This is a genomic window from Mesorhizobium sp. M1050, assembly GCF_040318715.1.
Lineage (GTDB): Bacteria > Pseudomonadota > Alphaproteobacteria > Rhizobiales > Rhizobiaceae > Mesorhizobium.
On the sequence record NZ_JAMYMV010000074.1, the window covers coordinates 1 to 20799 of the forward strand.

A 20799-nucleotide genomic window follows, 5' to 3' on the forward strand; every position below is an offset into this window, starting at 1 on the left:
ACGTCTCGCAAGCCATGATCCTTGTCGCAATGGGTGGCAATCTCATCCGCCGAAACGCTCATCCGTGAATTTCAAAACGGACTCTTAGAGCCGCAAGGGCTCAGCCTGCCCAGCTCGAGCGCCATCGCGCCTCGCATGCCTTCAGTCAGGTTGGCGATCGTGGTGGGATGGAAATCCTTGGACAGCAGGGCTTGTGGTGTAAGAGCGATGAGCATCCTTGCGTAGGTGAGCCTGACCCGGTCCATTGCCACCATCAGGCGGGCAATCTCCAATCGCCTGGCTGAAAGCACCTTCTGGAGCAACCCGAAAATCTTTGTTTTCACTGGGCTGTCCCGAAGCACGTCGAACACGTCCGGGCAAACTCCGCTAACAGGTTCCCGGTTTTCACCTATGTCGGAAGCAGGATCGCGCGCCATGAACAAAGATCTTGCGGACGTGACGGTTCCCACGCTTGCTGATGCCGAGGAGTTTCTGCTTGCCTTCGGTCGAGTGTTCCCGCGGGACAAGGCCCAGCCATGCAGCCAGATCGCGGGCCTTCTGAAACTGACGTCCGTTGCCGACGACCGCAAGAAGGGCCGTGGCGCCCAAGGTTCCGCGATCTCTACGACAATTAAATCTTATCCAGCTGATGGAATCGGAGACAAGCTTCTCCATTCGCTGTGCCACACAGCCGGAACCCGGAGGACAAGGGGTCGCGGCGGCCGCTCATTGAGGAATGCATCAGACAAACGTATTGCTGAGCCGATATGGCCCAGACCGGATAAAACACGGATGCCGGCGCGATTCGTCGGCGTCGCTCCGCCCCAAATTGCCGCGCCATATTCGCTTGAACTAAAGCTTGCCGTTCGGAGCTCGCCGATTCTGGTTGGCGGATCCTGAGGGGCATGAGGTAGAGGCTTGCAACGACGGTCCGTTCGATTGCACCTGCTCGGATCGATCGCAGCCGCGATCGTCCCGGTCTGGCTGTTCGCGGCCTATTTGCTGGTGCAATACGCTCTGCATGAGGGATACCGTTTCGAACAGGATGCCGTGCAAACGGCCAGGCAGGTTTCGCTCGTTGTCGAAGGTGAACTCGTCAATCTTCAGACAATCCTCAATGGCTTGTCGAAATCGGCCGCCCTTGCCAACGGTGATCTGCAAACCTTTCACCGAGAGGCGCTCAATCTGGTCCGGGCAACGGACCGAGTCGTCGTCCTGAGAGATCTCGGTCACACTCAGCTGATGAACACCGGGATTGGCTACGGCAGCAATCTGCCGCCGGTCGACCCCATAGCTGATCACGATCGCGAAAGAATCAGGACCTCCGGATTTTTCGTCAGTGATGTCTTCGCCGCCCTGGGTTCGAGTAGCTACCGCGTTCAAATTGCCATCCGAGTGCCAGCGCCCAAAGGCGAGGACCTGATTCTTTCGATCTCTGTCCCAACGACCCGCATCCGCAATGTGATGATGCCAGCCGTGCCCGAGGGCTGGACGGTCGGGGTTGGAGATCGTGACGGACATTTTGTGGCACGCTCCAAGTTGCACGAAGAGATGAGCGGTAAACCCGGACTGCCGGAATATGTGGAGAAAGTCGTTGGCCGCTCCGGCAGCTTTACATCCCGCAATCTCGAAGGAACCAAGCTGCTAGCCGGCTTTTACAGGTCCTCTTACTCGGATTGGTTTTATACCGCCAACCTGCCGCTTTCGGTAGCGCAGGCCCCGCTCTGGCGCTCGCTCGCCGCGATTAGCGGCATAGGCCTCTTGTCCCTCCTTGTATCGATTGCGCTCGGATCCACAGTCGGCAGACAATTCACGGGTGCCACCGCCGATCTAGCCGCACGCGCTGAGGCGCTCGGGCAGCAGCGCAAGGTCGAGCCGCTATACACCTCGGTTAAGGAGTTTGCCGCCATCGCCGAGGCGCGCTGGTTGAGGCGGAGCGGGCCATCACCGAACGCCGAACGGAGCTGGAAACTGTGTTGGATACGGTACCGGCGGGGGTCTGGTTCACCCTGACCCGAAAGCGCTCCAGGCGATCCGTAACCGCTTCGCGGCGGAACTCATGGGTTTGCCGACTGACGGCGCAAAATCCTTTGGCAGACCGCAGCACGTGATCGACACGATCGCGGTCAAGGATGGCCATATCATCAGCCGAGAGGACCGGCCGCTAAGCCGGGCAATGCGTGGAGAACTGGTCGACCACGAAGAGTTCGCCTACACGCTTCCGTCTGGCGTCGAGCGTTTTCTGCTATCCAGCGCGCGGCCTATTCGCAATCCAGATGGCGCGATCGTTGGAGCTGTGCAAATCAGCCTCGACATCACCGACCGCAAACGCGGCGAAGAGCAACGCAAATTGCTGGCCAATGAGCTCAACCACCGCGTCAAGAACACGCTTGCTGTCGTCCAATCAATCGCGGGCCAGACAATCCGCAACGCCACCAGTCTATCGGAGGCAGGAAAGATGCTGTCCAGCCGGCTCGTCTCGCTGGCAAAGGCACATGACTTGCTAACGCAGCGGAACTGGAGCGGCGCAGATCTCAATGATCTTGTTTTGGCATCGGTCACGCCGCACGCGCCGGTCGAACGCTTTCAGATCGGCGGCGAGACGGTGTGGCTCCCATCCAACATTGCCCTTTCAGCAGCTTTGGCGTTCCATGAGCTGACGACCAACGCGATCAAATACGGGTCGCTGTCGAATGCGACGGGAAGCGTTTCGATCCATTGGAAGCTTGTCGGCAAGGGCCAGCATCGCCGGCTCGAGCTCGAATGGCGCGAAGTTGGAGGTCCGCCTGTTGGTCCTGGTGGGCGCAAAGGCTTCGGCACGCAGCTTCTGGAGCGCGTGTTTGATTTCAATAAGTCAGATCGCGTCGTACTCAATTTTGAGAAGTCGGGGCTGATCTGCGAGTTCCGGCTGACCTTGCCTCACTGAAATGGCGGTGTCGCGGCTGGCCGAACGGCGCACCCCAAGGAGGCGCTCGGGGTTCATGGTTGCGGCTGAGGCGCTTCACAATCGCGTTATGCGGCTTCGGCAGCCATGTTGACCGTCGATTCAGCGAGTTGGGTCAGCGCCTCGTCGGTCGCCTTCTCTTCTCCCAGCGTGAGTTTGAGGAGCGATACCGCTTCATCGAGCCCGAGTTCGGAAGCCCAGGTTAACAAAGTCCCGTAGCGGGAGATTTCGTAGTGCTCGACAGCCTGCGCTGCGGCCAGCAGCCCGGCATCCAAGGCAGCTGCGCCCTTGTACTCTTCCATGATTTCTGCGCCCTCCTCGGTCATCCCGACGATGGCCGCGCAGGTCTTGCCCTGCGGCTTCTTGCCGATCACTTCGAACACCTCTTCGAGGCGGGCAACGTGTTCCTTCGTTTCGCCGCGGTGCTTTTCGAACGCCGCCTTCAAATCTGGGCTTTGCACCGCTTTGGCCATTTTCGGCAAAGTCGCAAGAATCTTCTTTTCGGCAAAATAAATGTCCTTCAGCGTACCGTGGAAAAGTTCGGTCAAACCTTTGGTCGAGGCCTTATTCGTAGTTGCCATGGTGTTTTCTCCCGTTCTCGCCTCGGAACGAGGCAGGAATGCAACTCAATGTGCGGCAAGTTGTTCCCGTTCTTTGTGAGTGGCCTGCATTCATTCTAATCTAGGCCAAGGGCGCTCGATGTCTGAATGGTCGAGATTCCCGGCGTGTCAAACTCGTCCGCTCAGATAGCACCAATAGGGCATGGATTTCATAAGTTAACTCTTAAGGCCGGCGTACGGAGCGCTCGCCTCCTACCTGACAGCCGCCTCTGCCATTCGAACGAACATCGTGATCTGCCGTGCGCCAAACCGACATGCCGTGCGAACCGCAATGCAGGGCCGGCGATCGCCTATTCGGCGAGCCGCCGTTCGATATCGCCGATTTCACGGCGCTCGACGCGCAGGGCAGGGAACCACAAGCTCTTGCATGCGGACAAGCTACTCGAAGCGCTAAAGCTCTTGCTGCTTTGGCTGCTGACCGCACCCTTCCGCAAGTTGCCGGACGCCGGCGATCTCGCGAAGCCCAAGCTAGTTCTTCTCGACGAGGCGCACCTGCTGTCCAAGGGCGCGCCGAAGCGGCTGCCCGACGCACTGGACCGCCGACATGATGGCGGCCACGGCCGGCATCAAGCCGAGTTCGGTGCGTTGCATGTGGAAGGCGAACGGGCTGCAGCCCAACCGCTGGCGCCAGTTCAAGCGTCTCAAGCGATCCGCGGTTTGTGGACCAACTGCGTGACGTCGTCGGCTCAATGTTGATGCGCCTGCTCAATGCGATCGACGCCGAAGTGCCGGCCGGCGAGGACGCTTCATCTTCCACTTCACACCGATCTCGTGCTAGTGGCTCAACACGGTCGAGGGCTTCTTCGCAAAATTGTCGAAGCTTCGCCTAAACCGAGGCGTTCGATGGACCACGCGCGACAATAAGGTCATCCCCACTCCTTCCTATCTGAAAATGAACATAGCGGCGGTTGCGCCGGCCATGATCGCGGTGACGGTCCATCCGAGAATACGCTGGCCAATCGTGGCCACGAACCGACCCATCTCGTGCCTGCGCGAAGCTACGATCATCATCGCCGCCATGATGGGCACGGAAATCACGCCATTGATGACAGCGGTCCAGAACAGGGCCTTGATCGGATCGATCGGCGAATAGTCGACAGCGATGCCGAGTACCGTCGCCAACCCGATCACCGTGTAGAAACCCACTGCTTGCCACGGCTTGTTCTCGAGACCGGTCTTCCAGCCTCGGGATTCGCCGACGGCGTAAGCGGCCGAGCCCGCCAAAACCGGGATGGCAAGAAGACCGGTGCCGATGATGCCAAGACTGAAGAGCATGAATGCGAATTCGCCAGCTACCGGCCGCAACGCGTCGGCGGCATCGGCGGCAGTCTGGATGTCGGTCATGCCACTGGCGTGCAGTGTGACGGCGGTCGTCAGGATGATGAAGAAGGCGATCAGGTTGGAGAAACCCATGCCGGCATAGGTGTCCCACTGGATTCGACCCAGCTCGTAGGTTGCTTGAGAGGGCTTTCTTAGGAGTGGCTTAGCAGCGTCCGCCTCTTCATCCTCCACCTCCTCCGATGCCTGCCAGAAGAAGAGATAAGGGCTGATGGTGGTGCCGATGATCGCCACCACCATCGTGATCATATCCCCGGTCAAGCTGAGCTGGGGCACAAACGTACGTAGGGCAACATCGCCCCAATCAATATGAATGGTAAAAATAACACCGACATAGGCGAACAACACTAGCGTCAGCCATTTCAGGTAGCGGACATACCGGTGATACGGAATGAACAGCTGTGCGACCAGCGAGACGACGGCAAATCCAACGGTGAAAGTGTGCTGGCCCCAGCCAAGCACCAGTTTTGCAGCCGCACCCATCGCCGCCAGATCGGCCCCGATATTGATCGTGTTGGCGATGAATAGAAGCGTCACCAGGATCATGACGATCCAAGCCGGAAAGACGCGGCCCATATTGGCGGCAAGCCCATGTCCGGTGACGCGGCCGATCCGGGCGCTGATCATCTGAATGGCGCACATCAGCGGATAGGTGAAGACCATGCTCCAAAGCATGTTCATGCCGAACTGTGCGCCAGCTTGCGAATAGGTGGCGATGCCGCTGGGATCGTCGTCGGCGGCTCCGGTGATGAGCCCTGGCCCCAGCCGCTCTATCAGGGTGGCCCGGCGTAACCGATGCAGACGGGTCGACGCAATTTTGAGCTGGAAGACGGCTTTGCTTCAGTAGTCACCGGCCAACTCTCCATCCCGATCAGAAAAGTGAAGTCGACGGGAATTCTTTCGTGATCATGCCAGCTTCCATAAGACGAGAAGAGACGGGAAAAGAGTAGCGATCGCTTCATCCCAATAGGTGAGTGTCGGTGCGTGAAACGGCGTCTTCCGAACTACCGCAATACCAACGTCCAATAAGGCGGCGAGAAACAGCAAGTTGACCAGCGTTCGGCCAAATTCCCACAGCCAATGCGCCGACGCGAGACATACGAAAGGCGAGCTTAAGCAGGAAGCGCGTCAAAACATATCGACTTGCGGGATCCGGTAAAGTTCGCATTGCTTCCAACAGAGGCCTTGCCGAGATTTCGCTGGGGCAAGGTAAATAACCTTCCTACCAACGCAACGGTTCCGATCGCCGCTGGGGACAGCGTGGCTGGAATCTGCGCAAGCGACACTACGCATGGGCATTGCGGCGTGTCGCCGTTGGTGACCGCAGCGACGCCGCCAATCGCAGCCCTCGCGCCGGTCCAGCTCGGAAGGGCCATACCGGCGCGCTGCATGACGTATTGGGTAACGTGGCGGCAACGGTCACCAACACGAGCCGCTGGGCACGCGGGCCAGTTGGCGCGCACGCCGCGACTTTGCGCCAGTGCGCTTTCGCCACTGGTCGGGCCGATTGTCGTAGCAAGATTTGTCCACCGCCCCCAGCTCCTCGGGGACAGAATGCGAGCATTGCGAGGAAGGGTCCAGGTGGAGGGCGGCTGTAGACCCAAGTATCCCGCTACCGGTTGATCAGCCACAGAATAATCGAGAGCACGACGCTGATAACTATCCCGGTGGCGATCGGAGCATAAAACGCGAAGTTTTCACGCTCGATGACGATGTCACCAGGCAGCCTGCCAAGGCCGATCCGCGACAACCACGGCCACAGTAAGCCTACGGCCACTATGATGAGGCCAACAACAATCAGGGCTCGTGACATAGCATCGTCCTGCCAGAGATATAGTGGCACCGGATCTCACCGGTAGGTTAAGGATTTCTGCGATGAGAGGTAGTGCGCTCCGCTGGTACCCGCTCGCCCGCATGGTCGCGCGAGGCAGAGAAGTTCCACAGTCAGACCTTTTCAGATCGTGTTATACGAGTGGCTGGAAACTAACGGTTACCGGCGGTCCGGACAATCGACTAAGATAGCGAGACAGACTGCTTCCCTTTTCACTTGGGGGCGGTTAGACGGCCTTCAACGGGCAGATCACACCTCATTGGATGCGCGCACGGCGTGTCGGTCTGGCGCACGGCAGATCACGATATTCTTTCGATCCCATGCCTCGAGCTCCTCAAGGCCCGATTATCGTCGCGCGCCAATTGCGGAGTGTTCCGACGGAAATCCCCGCGATAGCGCCCTGAGACTTCTTCGTCCGTGAGAAATTTCTTTCTTCCATTGGATGCCTCAACATGCATCGTCGACCGGTTCGGTTCGACGACCGTCAGCTATTGCGAGCGGAGCCGACCGGAGTGCCGTGGGCCACTTCAGGCACGCACCGCAACTGCCAACCGCAAGACCCGAGCCGTCCTATTTGGACGGAACGGGAACGTCGAGTTCAGGCGGGCGGTCCGGCTGTCTTTTTAGCGGCTTCATCTTGGATCCTCATGGACTTCGATCGATCCAACTGTACGCCTTCACCTTAGAAACCGGCGCCGCCTCTTTGGATGGGCTTCGCGACTTAGGCGCACCGCCCCCGGCCTCGGATTGACGCGCGACTCTTTCGCTGCAAAGGTGTATTAACGACTTGTTTACCAAACGTCAGTCACGGCTAAGAATTGGGTTCTCGCTGGAAGGGACAGGCGGAGTTCATGGCCAGCTTGATGCGGCGTACCGAGACGCTGACCAGGGCGCCGATCTTGAACAGCTTGAGACGGATGGTGGCGCAGCTTGCCCTGGCAAGCCGTGTGTCCACCAGGCCGATGCGGCGCAACGCGCAAAAATCTTCATAGCCAAGCGCGAGCGCGAAGATGCGCTGGCCGACAAGCGTCTTCACCTCATGCTCGATCAATGCCGGACGGCGGGCATCCACGAACCAGCGGGCAAAGCGGCCGACCAGCCCGATCGCCCGGTCCGTCAGCCCCAGCAGAAGCGCGCCGGCGTCGGAGGTGATCGTTCCACCGTCAAAACCGGCCACGACGGCACGCCTTTCAACAGGTGCAACATCAAACCGTTCCGGTATACACTCTGTTTGCATCGGGGAATACCTCTGCTCAAGGTAAGTCTTTGTCGCAGAAGCATTTTCCTTGATTCGGAGCCCCGATGCACTTCAACTGTGTGAGATATCCGGGCTAGCGCCGCCGCCTGGAGGGTCGTCCTACATATTGCTGCAGGGCGGCACCGGCGGTCTCGGCTTGTGCGGTGTCGTCTGGCGCATCGGCCAGTTGGGTGCGACGGAGCGACTTGCCAAAGAGTTGGCGATTGGCTTGATTGGAATGGTTGGCGTGGCAGCCCGCCGCTTCAGCAAAGCCGCAGACATCTTGGCCACAAGATCTCTAACTTCCATAGGCGTCTCCTCCCGAGAAACGCCCGCCCGCGGATTATCCATAGCACAGTCGCGAGCCCGCCAGCGTTAAAGTTTGACATGGCGGCAGATGACCGGGGGGCGAGGTCCACAATCCATGCAGCGTCGCCGGTGGGCACCGCGGCGATTTCCAGGCGGACCGGAGGAATGAGACGCCGGCCAGCTTCGACCTACGCGAAGTCATTCATTGCTGCTGGGGGGATCCATCAAGCGGTCTGTGGCCTCGACCAGAAACCGCATCCTGCTGCGGAGCGCTATATTCGCGGCCAGCATTTCTTCTGTTCGTTTAATCGCGATCTCAGTCCGGTTGATGCGCTGCTTCGCACTCGCGACTTCCGAGGTCAAAATATCAGCCGCCATGCCGTGGCCTTGGGGTTCCATGGTATCCATCATGATTTGGTAACTCATGGCGAACCGGTTCGTTCCGTAGCTACTGCGCGATGCGTGGCCCGGCTTTCATTGAGATCAAAAAGCCGGGCCATCGGCCTCCGATCAATAGTCGCTATCGCTGTTGTCGTCCTGCTGGATGATTACGTGACGGTGGCGATGGAGGGGACGATCGACCGATCCGGTGATCATCACGCCCGAGCGGTGATGCCGGCGCCCCTGGTCGTAGAAGGTCACCTGACCATGATGACGCCGATGCAGACGCTGGCCGTACTGATTGATCATCACTGCGTTGTCATTGTTCCAATAATGATGACGGTGGTGCCGGTGGCTTTGGATGACGATGGAATCATCCGCCGAAGCGACCGCAGGCGCGGCCAAGCAAAGCGCCAAGGCGCTCATAATCAGGGTGGCTCTCATTATCAATTCTCCGAAAAATTAAGATGCCCTTCGCTGGGTAAGCATTGCTCGTACGCTTTGGTTCCTGCCTCGGAAGGTGGCTGGGACGGCCAGCAGCCTGTCGGGGGCGCTGTATGACGGTGGCCCCACACTCGACTGCCGAGGCGTCGACGACACCGATCTGGAATACGAACCTAGACTGCATAAGTCGCCGTTACCTATACGGACAGTTTCATTGCCAGGTCGATTGATGGTGCCGGCTCATCGACACCACGGCCAATGTGATGCTCACCATGCAGCGGGCGATCCTCGGCGGCTTCGCTGCCACGTCGAAGAACGCCTTGTACTACCGCAAGATCACGCTGACGGCGCCCGTGGCCAGCTCCTCGCTGCCGGGGCTTTCAGCATGATCGCCAGGCTCGCCTCCCTCCTGTCCTCTAGCATCGTGCTGGCGCTGCCGTGGTAGCCGCTATGATTTCATCCGGTTTTCAGATTATTGTCGCGCTTGACCCATTGGGGAGGGCTGGCGTGAAACGCGACATGGAATTGATCCGGGAAATCTTGCTCGCAGTGCAGTATCGAACCGACTTGACACCAAAACCGCTGCCACTGGAAGGCCATGACGAAGTGGTGGTTGGCCGTCATATCGAGATGCTTTCCGCGCGGGCTTCATCGAAGGGCCGCCGTCCAGACGGATCAACGCGCCCTATGCGCTTGTTTTCATGAAAGACTTATCTTGGGAAGGTCGCGACTTCCTTGCGGCTTTGCAAAACAAAGGCGTCTGGAACCAGATAAAGCAGTCGTTTTCTGCCGCCGAATTGGCCGGGTTGCCCCTCAGTGTGGTGAAGGATCTCGGTCTTGGTCTACTGAAAGAGTGCGCCAAATCCAAAGTTGGTTTGATCACCGGTTAGCCTTGCGCATAAGTCTCCACTTATGCAATATCGTGTTCCAAGCGCGGCGCGGCATGCTGGCACGGACAGACCCTCTTCCTCGCGATATCCTCTCCGGCATGGTCGTCGATCCTCGCGTGAAAGCGCTTTGCCAGGAATTTGACGTCAGGATCGTCAGCAAATCGGCCTACCCGCCTCCGGGAGAGACCCGAGCCGTCGCCACGATCCGGCGGATCATCGATCGCCACGGCGTCGAACATGCTCGCCTCGTCATGTGCATCCTTGCTGAAGGGCAGGGCAACAACGCCCTGATAGACGAAACCTCCCTGACGGCGATCTCTGACCTGCTGCGCGCCTGTCCCGACCTGGTCGAGCAACACACCACGGCGCTGCTCGAGATGTTCGATTTGATCCCGCTCGGGCCAATGATGGCGCTTGCCCACGAGCTCCGCGGGATCGTTCACCAGGGCCATGCGCTCGCGGGCATGATTTACATGATGGCGCGGCAGCGACAGGGGGCGCCCCACACGTCGACAATCGCATCCGAGCGAGCGAGGCCGCAAAGGGTCGATCAACTGGTGCTCGGCGCTCCGAAGATCGCAAGCTGGCGATCGGGCACCAGCTGCTGGAGGCCAAGGCATCATTGCCGCGCGGTCATTTCGGGCCTTGGCTGGACAAGCAGGAAGGTCTTTCCCGCCGTATGGCGCATCAGTGTATGGCACTGAGGGCAAGGCAGGGCGATTGTTGACGCGCTTCGAGCAAACGACACAGGCAGTCACTTCTTGCAATCTGGAAGCTTCTTCAAGGCATCGTTCGCTTCCGCCTCGGTCTTATATGTGGCCTTCGTAAGCTCTATGACCAGGGTTCCGTCTGGCTTCTTTGTCACCACCTCGCACTGCTTCGAAACGGCATCCTTTGCGGCCCAATATTGGGTAGTGTCTGCAAATGCGGAAGCTGGAAATTGAATGAGCAGCGCTATAGTTGTTGCGATTTGGCGTACCATTTTTGTACTCCCCTTTGGATCAAATAACAGAACGTGCGGCTTTGGGCTCTGTTCCCTAGAAGGAACCTGCGTTCACGCTGGCCATAAGCGGGCGCCAGGACGCGCGGGACGCTTCGGCGGTCAGCGGAAACGCGCATCGGCAGGCTTCCCTGTGGCGGCTTACGGTTTGATACTGGGGGAAGGCGATTTCATCATCACGCGCAATTGCATCTGATCGATAGTTGCGACTATGGCCGCAGCAATCGCTTCCGCCTCATGGATCAGCTCCGGCCCATAGAGCCCGTTGACCACCTCTTCGCTCGGCAGCACGCCGGGCGGGCAGTGCTCCTCGATTGTACGCCGGATGAGCGTCAACGCTGCCCGGCATTCGTCGGTCTGGATCTTCATAACCAATGAAACATGCATTGAAGCTAAAATGTTCCGGAACCGATTGCCGATCTTGTGGCTTAAATCGCGGTTTTGTGATTCCTGTCCATGCGTTTGAAGTTCGTCGCGCTTTTGATGCCGACCTTGGTGGAGAAGCCTCCGGAGGGCGATAGCTGGATTCACGAGGTCAAGTTCGACGGGTACCGGTCACAGCTTATCATCGATAAAGACGGCACCAGGTTTTACACGCGCAACGGCCACGACTGGGCGGCGAAGTATCGCGACCGGTAAACAAAGAGCCTCGGCGCGGAAAGCGCCATCGTCGACGGCGAGATCATCGTGTTTAACGAAGCCGGCCTGTCCGATTTCGGCGAGTTGCGCAAGGGGATCACCCGCCGGCAGCATGACCTCTCTTTCGTCGCGTTCGACCTGGTGCACCTCAATGGACACGATCTGCGCGACATGGCGCTGGAGGAGCGGCGCGAGATCTTGGTCAGCATGATCGAGCCGGGCGGGAGCATCCAGTTCAGCGAACCTCTGCCGGGTGATGCAAAGGCAATCTATCACCTGCCCTCGAGGCCGGCCTCGAGGGCATGGTCGAAGCGGCGCGACAGCAAATACCGGAGCGGGCCGTCGAGCCACATGGGCGGCGGGGGTTCAGCGAAAGGTTAGTCAGTCGTAAACCTTGATGATCTTGCGAGTGCCTGGATCCACGAGAACCGTCCGATTGTCGATCACGACATAGCGGTATTTGACGTTGGGCACTTCATGCAACTCGACTGTGTCGGGCAGCGCTGTGCCGATATTGAGTTCCACGCCGGGAACCTTCAACGATGCCAACGGCTGCTTTTTCACATACTCATGGATGACTGTATCCTGTTCGGGCGTAATGATCACGTCCTGAGCAGCGACCGCGCCGACACCAGCGAAGAGCAACAACGCCGCAGCGGCGCCCGCAAGATGCATTCTCATGATTTTCTCCTCTTGCGGCCGGCGCACCACGACATCGTCCAAGCCGACCTCCAAACCGAACTTGGGGCAACGTCAAACGTTCCGGGTTGAGGCTTCGGTCGGGCGGGGGGGGTAGGACTTAAGTCTGAGCCCAAAACGCAATGGTCTTACCCATGATGTAGCGTGGAACAGCTTGCTTCCAACGTTATTGTTTCTCCGGAAAGTTCGGAGAAAACAGATGGATAGAAGTGTTAGCCAGGCTCGCTGGTTGCTCGCACCGCTGTTCGCGACCGCCGTCACCTTTCTGGTGATAGGATTCGCGCTTGGCTGACATATTTGCAGATCGGCGCAGCTACGTCCCTTCCTGTGCTGACAGGGTTCACGGGCCGCACTGCGGTTGGCGAATCCTCAATTTGTAACGGGTGCAAGGCCTGCCTTTTCCGGCCGCGCGCCTTAAGAGTTGGTACCATTAGAGTTGTGTAACACTGGAGGCTTTCTATGGATCGGCGATCCTTCTTGACAGCAATGTTTGGCATTGCAGGGGCAGCGGCCTTTGCAAGCGCGGTTCGGCCTATCGACGCAGTGGCAGGTGTTCCAGGGGCCAAAAGCGGCATTCTCGATGAACTCGACGCGCCAGACTCACCGACCTTCGATGACGAAGGTACTCAGGCGGAAGTGGAGCCGGTCTACCATCGGCGCTACGACGACCCTTATTACGACCCAGATTACGGCCACTATCGCCGCCACCACCGCCGGCGGGGCTGGAGAAGGGTCTGCCGTAGTTACTGGCGACATGGCCGCCGGCGCGTCAGGTGCTACCGCAGGCGGGCCGGGATCGTGTTTCGGTTCTAGTGGCTCTGCAGGATTATGACTCTTTGCCGGATAGGCTTTAGCCATTTTGGGGCGGGCCTGTTCGGTTGAGAACATCCAATTGATGCGGGCGCCGCTGTTATTTCGCTGGTTTTCCCACGCGGCGACCTCGGCAATGGGGCTGTCACGACTTTCGATGCGGCGGTCGAGGCACTGACTGCGCCGGACGCCGATCTCGATCTCGACCATGTTGAGCCAGCTGGCGTGCTTTGGCGTGTAATGGAATTCCAGCTGGTAGAGTGCGGCGGGCGTGTGGGTCGACAGATTGTCGAGGACGACGCGGATGCACTCGGCTTGCGGATAATAGATATCGGCAAGGTCGCGCATGCAGTGGGCAAAGTCGTGAGCGGCGCGCCGCTCGGTGACTTTCACCGTGCGCCAGGATCGGTGGGCATCGAGGAAGACGAACAGGTTGGCAGTGCCATTGCGTTTGTATTCGAAGTCATGCCGCTCCAGCCTTCCCGGCGCGGCCGGGATCGGCTGCCGCACTTCGCCGATGAGCTGGGTCGGGCTTTCGTCGAAGCACAGGACCGGCCGCTGTGGATCCGGCGCCTCGGCGTAGAGGTCGAGCACATCCTCCATGCGCGCGACATACTCGGCGTCGACCTTGGGAATGCACCACATGTCCTTGCGCCAGGGCTTGAGATCGTTCTCGGCCAACGCCGACGCACCGTCTCGCGCGACAGCTGTTCCTGGTCGGTCAATTTGACGAAGGCGTCGGCCAGCAACTCCAACCATTTTCGGCACGCATGTTGTTTGATGCCATCCACGACGCGGTAGGCTGACGGGGCTTCGGATCGGCGGCGATCGTCAGCATCGTCTCCGATGCCGCCTTGAACAGCACGTCGTAGACCGCCGCCTTGTTCTGGAATGCGATGTCGGCGACCTCGGCGGGGAGCGTGAATACGACGTGGAAGTATCCGACCGGCAGCAGGTCGGCCTCGCGCTCGGCAAGCCACCGAGATCGAGCACCGGCGTGTATTCGCCCGTGCGGCGCCAGACGCCTCGCACTTTTCCATTCTCCCGATCCCGCCTCGGATCGAACATCAGCCCCTCGAAGTGATCAAGGAACGCCTCTGCCGATGCGGCATCGCTGAAGCAATGGAGCCGATAGGTTTCATATTTGCGGTTCGGCCATATCGCCTGTACATAGCGCGTCTGGTGCTTAAGCCCTCGTTCCTGGCAGAACTTCGCGATCATGGTGAAGTTCCGGTCGGTGCAGAGATCATCCGGCAGCGCAATCTGGTGCGGCCAGTCGCGGTCGATCACCGATGGCGTCGGTGAGCCCCGACTGCGTTTGACCACTATTCGAAATGCATTGATTGGCCGCGCATCATTGCCAGCGTCAGCGCGATTGCGGGATTTGCCGGCGGCTTCTCCATATGCAAGGTGCCGTCGAAATCACGCCATGCCGCCATGCGCAATTCATCATCGTCATCGCTGGCCGCCGGGTCGGGGGGCATCACAGGGGTCCCGGTCGATCTCGATTGTCCAGTCCTTGAGCGCTTTGCGAGCATCTCTTCGACCTGGGCAAGGTCGCTGGTGAAGAGGGGGATACGGTCTCCAGCTCCGAAAGCGGCTCAACCCGGTCCAGGGTCGGCCGCTCGGGAACCCAACCGAGAACGAACGCAATATCGAAATCGATCTGGCGGTCCGGGCCGCTCGTGATCTCCAGCCGCTTGACGACGTCAGGATAGAGCTGCTTCCGTTCTGGCCAGCTATCTGGAACCGCTTCGGCTTGCAGCTTCGTCCGAGGAACGTTGATCAGTTCCATGACCTGATGGTGTGGAACTTCCGGCCATCCAGCACAACATGCGGTCACCGCGGCCTTGTCGGCCTCCATCCAGACTGTGGCGGTCCGATCTTCGTCCTCGGTAGGCTTGTCGTCTTCAGGAAAGCCTTTGAAATCCCAGCCTTCCAACGCGAACAGTCCTTCCGCGCCTTGCAAAGCCATAATGCCGGCGCGTTCAAATACTGCTTCGGCTGCCGCGATTCCACGTGCGAGCTCTTGGGGTGTTGCGTCGTCAATGTTCAAGCGAAGTTCCATGGTTCGCCTCCTATAACCTAATCCTGCCGATGCGAACAAAATGAGAACAAAGAATCAAGCGTCCCCTTGACGAGGGAGGAATATGTTCCTTATTTCAGCGTGATCTGGAGCAGCAAAGGGACGGGCCCGGCGTCAATCGCGCTGGCCGGCGACGCTATGGAAACAACCGCGGAAGACAATTTTCGGATCGAGGTCTGGGAGCGCGAGGAGCAGGCTTTGGCAGAAACCATTTCGCTCCCCCGATTCAACGGTGAGCCAGGCAGCCTGGCAGGCCGCCATCCGGCGCCGCCCGGGCATGCTGCTGATCCACTACAACAGCCGACATGTGATGGAGAAAATCCTGACACCAGGCGAGGTCAAGATCCCACCGCAGGCCATGGTCGATGGCAGCGTTCACGCGGGCCTGGATGTGGCGCTCGGCGATCTTCGCGAATGGCATGTATTGCGGGCTTGGTGCAGATCGTGTTCGCACCATGCAACGGTAAAGCCTGCCGGGCTCATCAAGCGCTATGGAAAGGGCGCTCTGTTCAGTTCGGTCGAGCGAGCACTTTTTTGCACGAGTTGTGAGAGAGGCGGGCCTGTCAGGTTGGAAATTCACAAGCTGCCACGCAATTGAGGGGTGAAGGGATCCACGACCTCATCGATTTCGTCCAGGCCAACTCGGCTCTGGTTTGGGACAATCCGATCTCGGTCAGCGGCCGGACTGTCGAGGGCCGGAAATCCCGCGCCATCTCCGCGGTCGGCGTCGACTAAAATATGCGGACCACCGCGGACGGGGACAGTCGGTCCCGCGTCCCGTCCTGCGGCCGGCGCTATGCTGACGCTCCTACGGCTGTCCCGTTCACCGCCCGCGGCGGGGGCGAATTTCCTCCGTCCTGCGCGCGACAATGGTCCGCTGTTGCGGCCGCGCGCAGGACTGCGGCTTATACGCCTTTATTCCTTTGAGCGCCGACGGTCACCGGCGCGGGATGCTTGGGCATGGAACCGAATCCCAGGCAGGGTATTGAATCGGACTATGTATCCGAGTTCCGCATGTCGGCTGTAGACGGCACCCTCAGTAAAAGCCGCGCACGGCGCAGAGACTCAGAATCTGTCCCTACATATCGGCTCCCGAAGTTTCGTCCCTTCCAGCTATGCACGCTGACAGACCACATACCGGTGGGCGGGGATTGGCTCTTCGAGATGAAGTTCGACGGCTATCGTGCCCAAGTCGCCATCTCCGGCTCGAATGTCGTCGTCTATACCCGCAATGGCCACGACTGGACCCGACAGTTCAAGGTCATCTTGCCGCCGCTTCAGAATCTGACCAAAGGCGCGGTTCTGATCGATGGTGAGATCGTTGCCATCGACAGCCAGGGCCGTACGAACTTCTCCATGCTGAAAACCGGCATTGCCGCGGGTATGCTCCTCAAGTTCTACGCCTTCGATCTGCTTGAATTGGATGGCGAAGATCTGTCGAACCAGCCGCTCCTCGAACGCAAGGCGCGACTTGAGTCCCTGCTGGGCGCGCGCCGCCCTGACGACAGCCTGCAATTCTCCAGCCACATCGTCGACCAAGGCAGAAGGGTGTTTGACGCCATGTGCCAGGGCGGTCACGAAGGCGTCATCGCCAAGCGCGCCGACAGCCCCTACGTCGGCGAACGCACCTGGGGTTGGCTCAAGATCAAGTGCACGAAGCGACAGGAATTCGTTGTCGGCGGCTATCGCCCAAGTGACACGGGGCGTGGCATGGCATCGTTGATCCTCGGCACTTACGACAATGGCCAGCTCATTTATCGCGGCCGCGTCGGCACGGGGTTCACCGAGGCGATGCGCAAGGACATCCTCGCGAAGCTCGAGAAACGCCGTGTTGAGAAACCGGCTTTCGCCTCCGTTCCGAGAGACATTGCCCGACGTGCCAAATGGGTGAAGCCCGAGCTTGTTGCAGAGGTTACCTATGCCGAAGTGACACCGGACGGCAGCTTGCGGCATCCAAGCTTTGAGGGCATGCGCGAAGACAAGCGCGCCGACCAGGTGGTGATGGAAATGCCGAAGACGCCGGCAACTCTTGGCTCCGCCAATCTCGATCCGGGAATCGGCAAGGAGATCGCCGCTGCTGTCGGCGTCAAGCTGACGCATCCAGACAAGGTCATGTATCCAGGCACCAAGGTGACCAAGGCAACGCTCGCCGCCTACTACGCCGTGGTCGCCGAGAAGATGCTGCCGCACATCCAGGATCGGCCGCTGTCGCTGGTGCGCGATACCGACGGCGACCTGCAGCAGACCTTCTTTCAGAAGCACAGACTGCCAGGCATGCCCAAGGCTATCCATGACGGCCAGCTGGAGAAGATGTCCGGTAAGGAAAGCCGCATCTTGTGGGTCGATGACCTGGCTGGGTTGATCGCAGGTGTCCAGATGAACGTGCTCGAATTCCACATCTGGGGAAGCCGTCGCCAGCAGCCGGATCTGCCGCACCGCATGATCTTCGACATCGACCCCGACGAGGCCTTGGGCTTTGCTGCCGTCAAGCAGGCAGCCCTCGACATTCGAGGCATTCTGGAAGCGCTTGGACTGCAGTCGTGGCCGTTGCTGTCCGGCGGCAAGGGCGTTCATGTGGTCGTCCCGCTCCTGCCGAAGGCAGACTGGGACGAGGTCAAGAGCTTCTGCCAAGACTTCGCCGAACTGCTGGCCCGCACAGATCCGTCGCGCTTCGTCGCCAACATGAGCAAGATGAAGCGCAAGGGCCGAATGTTTCTCGATTACCTGCGCAACGGCCAGGGCTCCACTGCAATCTGCCCCTGGTCGACTCGGGCACGCGCGGGGGCGTCGTGCGCGGTGCCCGTCAGCTGGGATGAGTTGCCCACCTGCGAAAGCGCCAACGGTTTCGATGTTTTCGCCGCCGCCGCGCGGGCTCAGTTGCCCGAAGCCTGGGAAGGATATTTCGACGTCGAACAAACGCTTACCGACCGCATCCGCCACGCAGTCCGGTAGTACAACGATACTAGATGGTCAGCGACATTTGCTGATTTGGCGCGGACCGCCTTTGCCCCAAGTTCGGGAGCGTCCCCCTTCGAGGCCCCGGCCACGCCCTCTAGAGTGAGAGTACGGACCGGTTTGCCGTGACGGGTTGAGAGCTGGAGGAGAGGCCTCCGGGGCCCGTCGCGGAGAAACGCGATGTCCAGACATTACGCTCGCGCCGGCGCCGACCGGACAAGCCTCTATGACGATATTACGAACAAGATCATCGCCGAGCTGGAAGCTGGGCACTTTCCCTGGGTGCAGCCCTGGGGCACGGCGGCGACGCAAGCATCCCTCGCCATGCCGGCCAATGCCGCCTCTGGCCGCGCCTATTCGGGGATCAACGTGCTAATCCTGTGGGGTGCGGTCGTCGAGCATGGCTTTCCCGTCCAGGGCTGGCTGACTTTCCGCCAGGCGCTATCGCTGGGCGGCCATGTCCGCAAGGGCGAACACGGAACCACCGTCGTCTATGCTGACCGCTTCATCCCTGACGACGAGAAGAATCGCGCGCGGGAGACCGGCGAGGCAGCCCAGGCGATACCGTTCCTGAAGCGCTTCACCGTGTTCAACGTTGCGCAATGCGAAAATCTGCCCGACGATCTGGCGGTGTTTCCGCCCGCACCAGAGCCCGGACTGATCGAACCGGCTGTCGACGCACTGATCAAGGCGACAGGGATCGATTTCCGCATCGGCGGCAATAGCGCCTATTATGTGCCGGCGCACGACTACGTGCAGGTGCCACCTCCGCAGGCGTATTTCCAGACCATCGACTGGCACCGCACCGCCCTGCACGAGCTTGGGCATGCGACCGGCCATCCCTCCCGCGTCGGCCGTGACCTCGGCGGCGCCTTCGGCACAAAGCGATATGCTTTCGAGGAACTGGTCGCCGAAATGAACGCGGCCTTCTGCTGCGCCTCGCTAGGTATTGTGCCGACCGTGCGCCACGCCGATTACCTGGCCTCCTGGCTCGAGGTCCTGCGCGAAGACAACCGCGCCATCGTGCGTGCCGCCTCCCAGGCCAGCAAGGCGGCCGACTGGTTGCTCGCCTTCCTGCCGCAACCTGACGGTGCAGCCAGGGCAGACCGGGCCGACGTCGATGAGGCCGAGATCGAGAGGAGGGCGGCATGATCGTTCTCACCGAGGAACTGCGCGTGCCTGCTCGCTACGGCCGCGGGCGCGACGCCGAACACGTACCGGTCGTGAAGTTCTTCAATCCACTCGGCGAAGGAGCCTGACTCGCAACCGCGCTGGATGCCGATGGCGACACCATGTTCGGTCTCGCCGATCTCGGCTATCCGGAGCAGGGCAGTTTCTCGTGTCCTTGAGATGACTTCGATCCGGCTGCCCTTCGGCATGGGCATCGAGCGCGACATCCTCTTTGGCACCGACCTGCCGATTTCGGTCTGGGCAGAGGCCGCCCGCCGGGTCGGAAACCTTCGCGAGCCGAACGCATCTCTACCACGCCGCCCAGCATGGCCGGGACGGCAAGTGAGATCTCACCTTGAAATCCGCAAAGCCGCAGATGCGCAAAGTCGTGTCTGCGGCCCTGTCCCCCTCTGGATCTTCGGTGTGCGGCGCAGTCCTAGAGTGAGAGGGCTGCGCCCGTCTTTTTTGACGGGGTTGGAGGTCGAGAGAGTCTCGGTCGCCCCGTCGCGGAGATAATCCCATGGCTACGCCCAAGCAGACGATCACCCTCAACGCTTCACGTGACATCCCCTTCAACAAGCTGATGCTGAGCCAGTCCAATGTCCGGCGCATCAAGCGCGGGGAAACGATAGAGGACCTCGCCGCGTCGATCGCACGGCGCGGCCTGCTCCAGAACCTCTCCGGCCGTGCTGGATGGCGAGGGTAACGAGACCGGCATGTTTGAGGTGCCGGCTGGCGGGCGCCGCTATCGCGCGCTGGAACTGCTGGTCAAGCAGAAGCGCATGATCAAGACCGAGCCAGTTCCCTGCGTTGTCAGCGACGCTCACAGCGCGGTCCCGATCGAGGAGGATTCGCTGGCCGAGAATTTTCAGCGCGAAGATTTACATCCGCTCGACATGTTTCGCGCCTTCCAGACCCTTCACGACCAGGGCGCAAGCCATGAGGAGATTGCGGCACGCTTCTTCGTCTCCGCAACATTCGTGCAGCAGCGCCTGAGGCTGGCCAGGGTTTCGGCCAAGCTGCAGGAGGTTTACGAGCAGGATGGCATGCAGCTCGAGCAACTCATGGCCTTTACCGTGACCGACGATCACACGCGTCAGGAGCAGGTCTGGGAGGCGCTCGAAAACTCCTGGTCGAAGGAGCCGCAGCAGATCCGGCGCCTGCTGAGTCAACTGAAGGTGTTCCGGGAAGTCTTGCGGGCCGGATCGACAAGGCGAGCGGCGGCAGCGCGCGGGATAAGCCAGCCGGCTGTCAGTCAACACGTGAAGCAACTCGAGATCACGCTCGGCATCACACTCTTCAAGAGATCAGTCAACCGCATCGTCCCCTTGCAGGAAGCCTGGGAACTCCTGCGAAACGTAGAACTTGCCCTGACGTCGCTCGATCGCCTGGAGGCGTCGATCTTCGCTATGAAGAACGAGGAAAAGCAACGGATTGCGATTGCCGCGCCCTCTGTTTTCGGCTTCG

General features: G+C 60.0%; 23 protein-coding genes and 8 pseudogenes. 15 read left to right on the forward strand and 16 right to left on the reverse strand.

The window, feature by feature from the left end; genetic code table 11:
• Positions 1-71: 71 nt before the first annotated feature.
• Both NKH57_RS28005 and NKH57_RS28010 read right to left on the reverse strand, forming a co-directional pair.
• Entirely contained in the window at positions 72-416 is a 345-nt protein-coding gene (locus NKH57_RS28005; protein WP_352949281.1) for a plasmid partitioning protein RepB C-terminal domain-containing protein, read from the reverse strand.
• Positions 403-594: pseudogene (locus tag NKH57_RS28010) on the reverse strand (transposase); the annotation flags it as partial. The pseudogene NKH57_RS28010 and the gene NKH57_RS28005, both read right to left, overlap by 14 nt.
• Positions 595-918: 324 nt before the next feature.
• Here NKH57_RS28010 and NKH57_RS28015 point away from each other — a divergent pair.
• A complete protein-coding gene (locus NKH57_RS28015) occupies positions 919-1992 on the forward strand; it encodes a PDC sensor domain-containing protein (protein ID WP_352949284.1) in 1074 nt (357 codons plus the stop codon).
• Between the two features lie 46 nt (positions 1993-2038).
• Entirely contained in the window at positions 2039-2905 is an 867-nt protein-coding gene (locus NKH57_RS28020) for a sensor histidine kinase (protein WP_352949287.1), read from the forward strand.
• Between the two features lie 86 nt (positions 2906-2991).
• Here NKH57_RS28020 and NKH57_RS28025 read toward each other — a convergent pair whose 3' ends face one another.
• Positions 2992-3504 carry a YciE/YciF ferroxidase family protein gene (locus NKH57_RS28025; protein WP_023762550.1) on the reverse strand — a complete coding sequence of 171 codons (513 nt, stop codon included), beginning with the start codon at positions 3502-3504 and terminating at the stop codon, positions 2992-2994.
• Positions 3505-3630: 126 nt separating this feature from the next.
• On the opposite strand from NKH57_RS28025, the pseudogene NKH57_RS28030 reads away from it, so the two are divergent.
• Positions 3631-4017 (forward strand): annotated as a pseudogene (locus tag NKH57_RS28030) (helicase HerA-like domain-containing protein); the annotation flags it as partial.
• Between the two features lie 28 nt (positions 4018-4045).
• Positions 4046-4384: pseudogene (locus NKH57_RS28035) on the forward strand (hypothetical protein); the annotation flags it as partial.
• A gap of 41 nt (positions 4385-4425) precedes the next feature.
• Here NKH57_RS28035 and NKH57_RS28040 read toward each other — a convergent pair.
• The 6 genes and pseudogenes from NKH57_RS28040 to NKH57_RS28060 form a co-directional block, all read right to left on the reverse strand.
• Positions 4426-5697 (reverse strand): NRAMP family divalent metal transporter, encoded by a 1272-nt coding sequence (locus NKH57_RS28040; protein ID WP_502907347.1) that lies wholly within the window; start codon positions 5695-5697, stop codon positions 4426-4428.
• A 796-nt stretch (positions 5698-6493) separates the two neighbouring features.
• Positions 6494-6694, reverse strand: coding sequence for a DUF2905 domain-containing protein (locus tag NKH57_RS28045; RefSeq protein WP_023762553.1), 201 nt, complete (start codon positions 6692-6694; stop codon positions 6494-6496).
• Between the two features lie 829 nt (positions 6695-7523).
• Complete coding sequence (locus NKH57_RS33910; RefSeq protein WP_502904166.1) at positions 7524-7685, reverse strand: transposase; 162 nt, start codon at positions 7683-7685, stop codon at positions 7524-7526.
• A 9-nt stretch (positions 7686-7694) separates the two neighbouring features.
• Positions 7695-7949: pseudogene (locus tag NKH57_RS33915) on the reverse strand (transposase); the annotation flags it as partial.
• A gap of 507 nt (positions 7950-8456) precedes the next feature.
• Positions 8457-8684 (reverse strand): hypothetical protein, encoded by a 228-nt coding sequence (locus NKH57_RS28055; RefSeq protein WP_023762555.1) that lies wholly within the window; start codon positions 8682-8684, stop codon positions 8457-8459.
• A gap of 84 nt (positions 8685-8768) precedes the next feature.
• Complete coding sequence (locus NKH57_RS28060; RefSeq protein WP_031261238.1) at positions 8769-9083, reverse strand: hypothetical protein; 315 nt, start codon at positions 9081-9083, stop codon at positions 8769-8771.
• Positions 9084-9346: 263 nt separating this feature from the next.
• On the opposite strand from NKH57_RS28060, the gene NKH57_RS28065 reads away from it, so the two are divergent.
• The 4 genes from NKH57_RS28065 (at position 9347) to NKH57_RS28080 (ending at position 10677) form a co-directional block, all read left to right on the forward strand.
• A complete protein-coding gene (locus tag NKH57_RS28065; RefSeq protein WP_023762557.1) occupies positions 9347-9472 on the forward strand; it encodes a hypothetical protein in 126 nt (41 codons plus the stop codon).
• Between the two features lie 118 nt (positions 9473-9590).
• Positions 9591-9788, forward strand: a complete 198-nt coding sequence (locus tag NKH57_RS28070) for a hypothetical protein (RefSeq protein WP_352607180.1) — start codon at positions 9591-9593, stop codon at positions 9786-9788.
• Positions 9758-9973: a hypothetical protein gene (locus NKH57_RS28075; RefSeq protein WP_352838135.1), complete on the forward strand. Its 216-nt coding sequence runs from the start codon at positions 9758-9760 to the stop codon at positions 9971-9973. Before NKH57_RS28070 ends, NKH57_RS28075 begins: the two co-directional genes overlap by 31 nt.
• A 98-nt stretch (positions 9974-10071) precedes the next feature.
• Entirely contained in the window at positions 10072-10677 is a 606-nt protein-coding gene (locus NKH57_RS28080) for a hypothetical protein (RefSeq protein WP_352607178.1), read from the forward strand.
• Positions 10678-10727: 50 nt separating this feature from the next.
• Here the strand turns inward: NKH57_RS28080 and NKH57_RS28085 are convergent, their stop codons facing one another.
• Together NKH57_RS28085 and NKH57_RS28090 are read right to left on the reverse strand one after the other, a co-directional pair.
• Positions 10728-10955 (reverse strand): hypothetical protein, encoded by a 228-nt coding sequence (locus NKH57_RS28085; RefSeq protein ID WP_023762562.1) that lies wholly within the window; start codon positions 10953-10955, stop codon positions 10728-10730.
• 159 nt (positions 10956-11114) lie between these two features.
• Positions 11115-11342: a hypothetical protein gene (locus NKH57_RS28090; protein ID WP_023762563.1), complete on the reverse strand. Its 228-nt coding sequence runs from the start codon at positions 11340-11342 to the stop codon at positions 11115-11117.
• Positions 11343-11429: 87 nt separating this feature from the next.
• On the opposite strand from NKH57_RS28090, the gene NKH57_RS28095 reads away from it, so the two are divergent.
• Positions 11430-11612, forward strand: a complete 183-nt coding sequence (locus NKH57_RS28095) for a hypothetical protein (protein WP_352949297.1) — start codon at positions 11430-11432, stop codon at positions 11610-11612.
• A 27-nt stretch (positions 11613-11639) separates the two neighbouring features.
• Complete coding sequence (locus tag NKH57_RS28100; RefSeq protein WP_352607191.1) at positions 11640-11993, forward strand: ATP-dependent DNA ligase; 354 nt, start codon at positions 11640-11642, stop codon at positions 11991-11993.
• On the opposite strand, the gene NKH57_RS28105 is transcribed toward NKH57_RS28100, so the two are convergent.
• The 5 genes and pseudogenes from NKH57_RS28105 to NKH57_RS28125 form a co-directional block, all read right to left on the reverse strand.
• A complete protein-coding gene (locus NKH57_RS28105) occupies positions 11994-12293 on the reverse strand; it encodes a DUF1236 domain-containing protein (RefSeq protein WP_031261239.1) in 300 nt (99 codons plus the stop codon).
• Between the two features lie 858 nt (positions 12294-13151).
• Positions 13152-13990 (reverse strand): annotated as a pseudogene (locus NKH57_RS28110) (IS630 family transposase); the annotation flags it as partial.
• A pseudogene (locus NKH57_RS28115) lies at positions 13933-14100 on the reverse strand (IS91 family transposase); the annotation flags it as partial. The pseudogenes NKH57_RS28115 and NKH57_RS28110, both read right to left, overlap by 58 nt.
• A 346-nt stretch (positions 14101-14446) precedes the next feature.
• A complete protein-coding gene (locus tag NKH57_RS28120) occupies positions 14447-14605 on the reverse strand; it encodes a hypothetical protein (protein WP_023762570.1) in 159 nt (52 codons plus the stop codon).
• The gene (locus NKH57_RS28125; protein WP_352732949.1) at positions 14605-15189 is read right to left on the reverse strand and encodes a hypothetical protein; all 585 of its coding nucleotides are present in this window, start codon (positions 15187-15189) and stop codon (positions 14605-14607) included. The genes NKH57_RS28120 and NKH57_RS28125 overlap by 1 nt, the downstream gene beginning before the upstream one ends.
• A 250-nt stretch (positions 15190-15439) precedes the next feature.
• Here NKH57_RS28125 and NKH57_RS28130 point away from each other — a divergent pair, with 250 nt between their 5' ends.
• The 5 genes and pseudogenes from NKH57_RS28130 to NKH57_RS28150 all read left to right on the forward strand — a co-directional run.
• The gene (locus NKH57_RS28130) at positions 15440-15805 is read left to right on the forward strand and encodes a hypothetical protein (protein ID WP_352949300.1); all 366 of its coding nucleotides are present in this window, start codon (positions 15440-15442) and stop codon (positions 15803-15805) included.
• Between the two features lie 416 nt (positions 15806-16221).
• On the forward strand, positions 16222-18159 hold the full coding sequence (gene ligD, locus NKH57_RS28135) for a DNA ligase D (protein WP_352949315.1): 1938 nt from the start codon (positions 16222-16224) through the stop codon (positions 18157-18159).
• 183 nt (positions 18160-18342) lie between these two features.
• Complete coding sequence (locus NKH57_RS28140; RefSeq protein ID WP_352732941.1) at positions 18343-19314, forward strand: ArdC family protein; 972 nt, start codon at positions 18343-18345, stop codon at positions 19312-19314.
• Positions 19311-19678 (forward strand): annotated as a pseudogene (locus NKH57_RS28145) (DUF2958 domain-containing protein). Before NKH57_RS28140 ends, NKH57_RS28145 begins: the two are co-directional and overlap by 4 nt.
• A 174-nt stretch (positions 19679-19852) precedes the next feature.
• Positions 19853-20600 (forward strand): annotated as a pseudogene (locus NKH57_RS28150) (ParB N-terminal domain-containing protein); the annotation flags it as partial.
• Positions 20601-20799 lie beyond the last annotated feature (199 nt).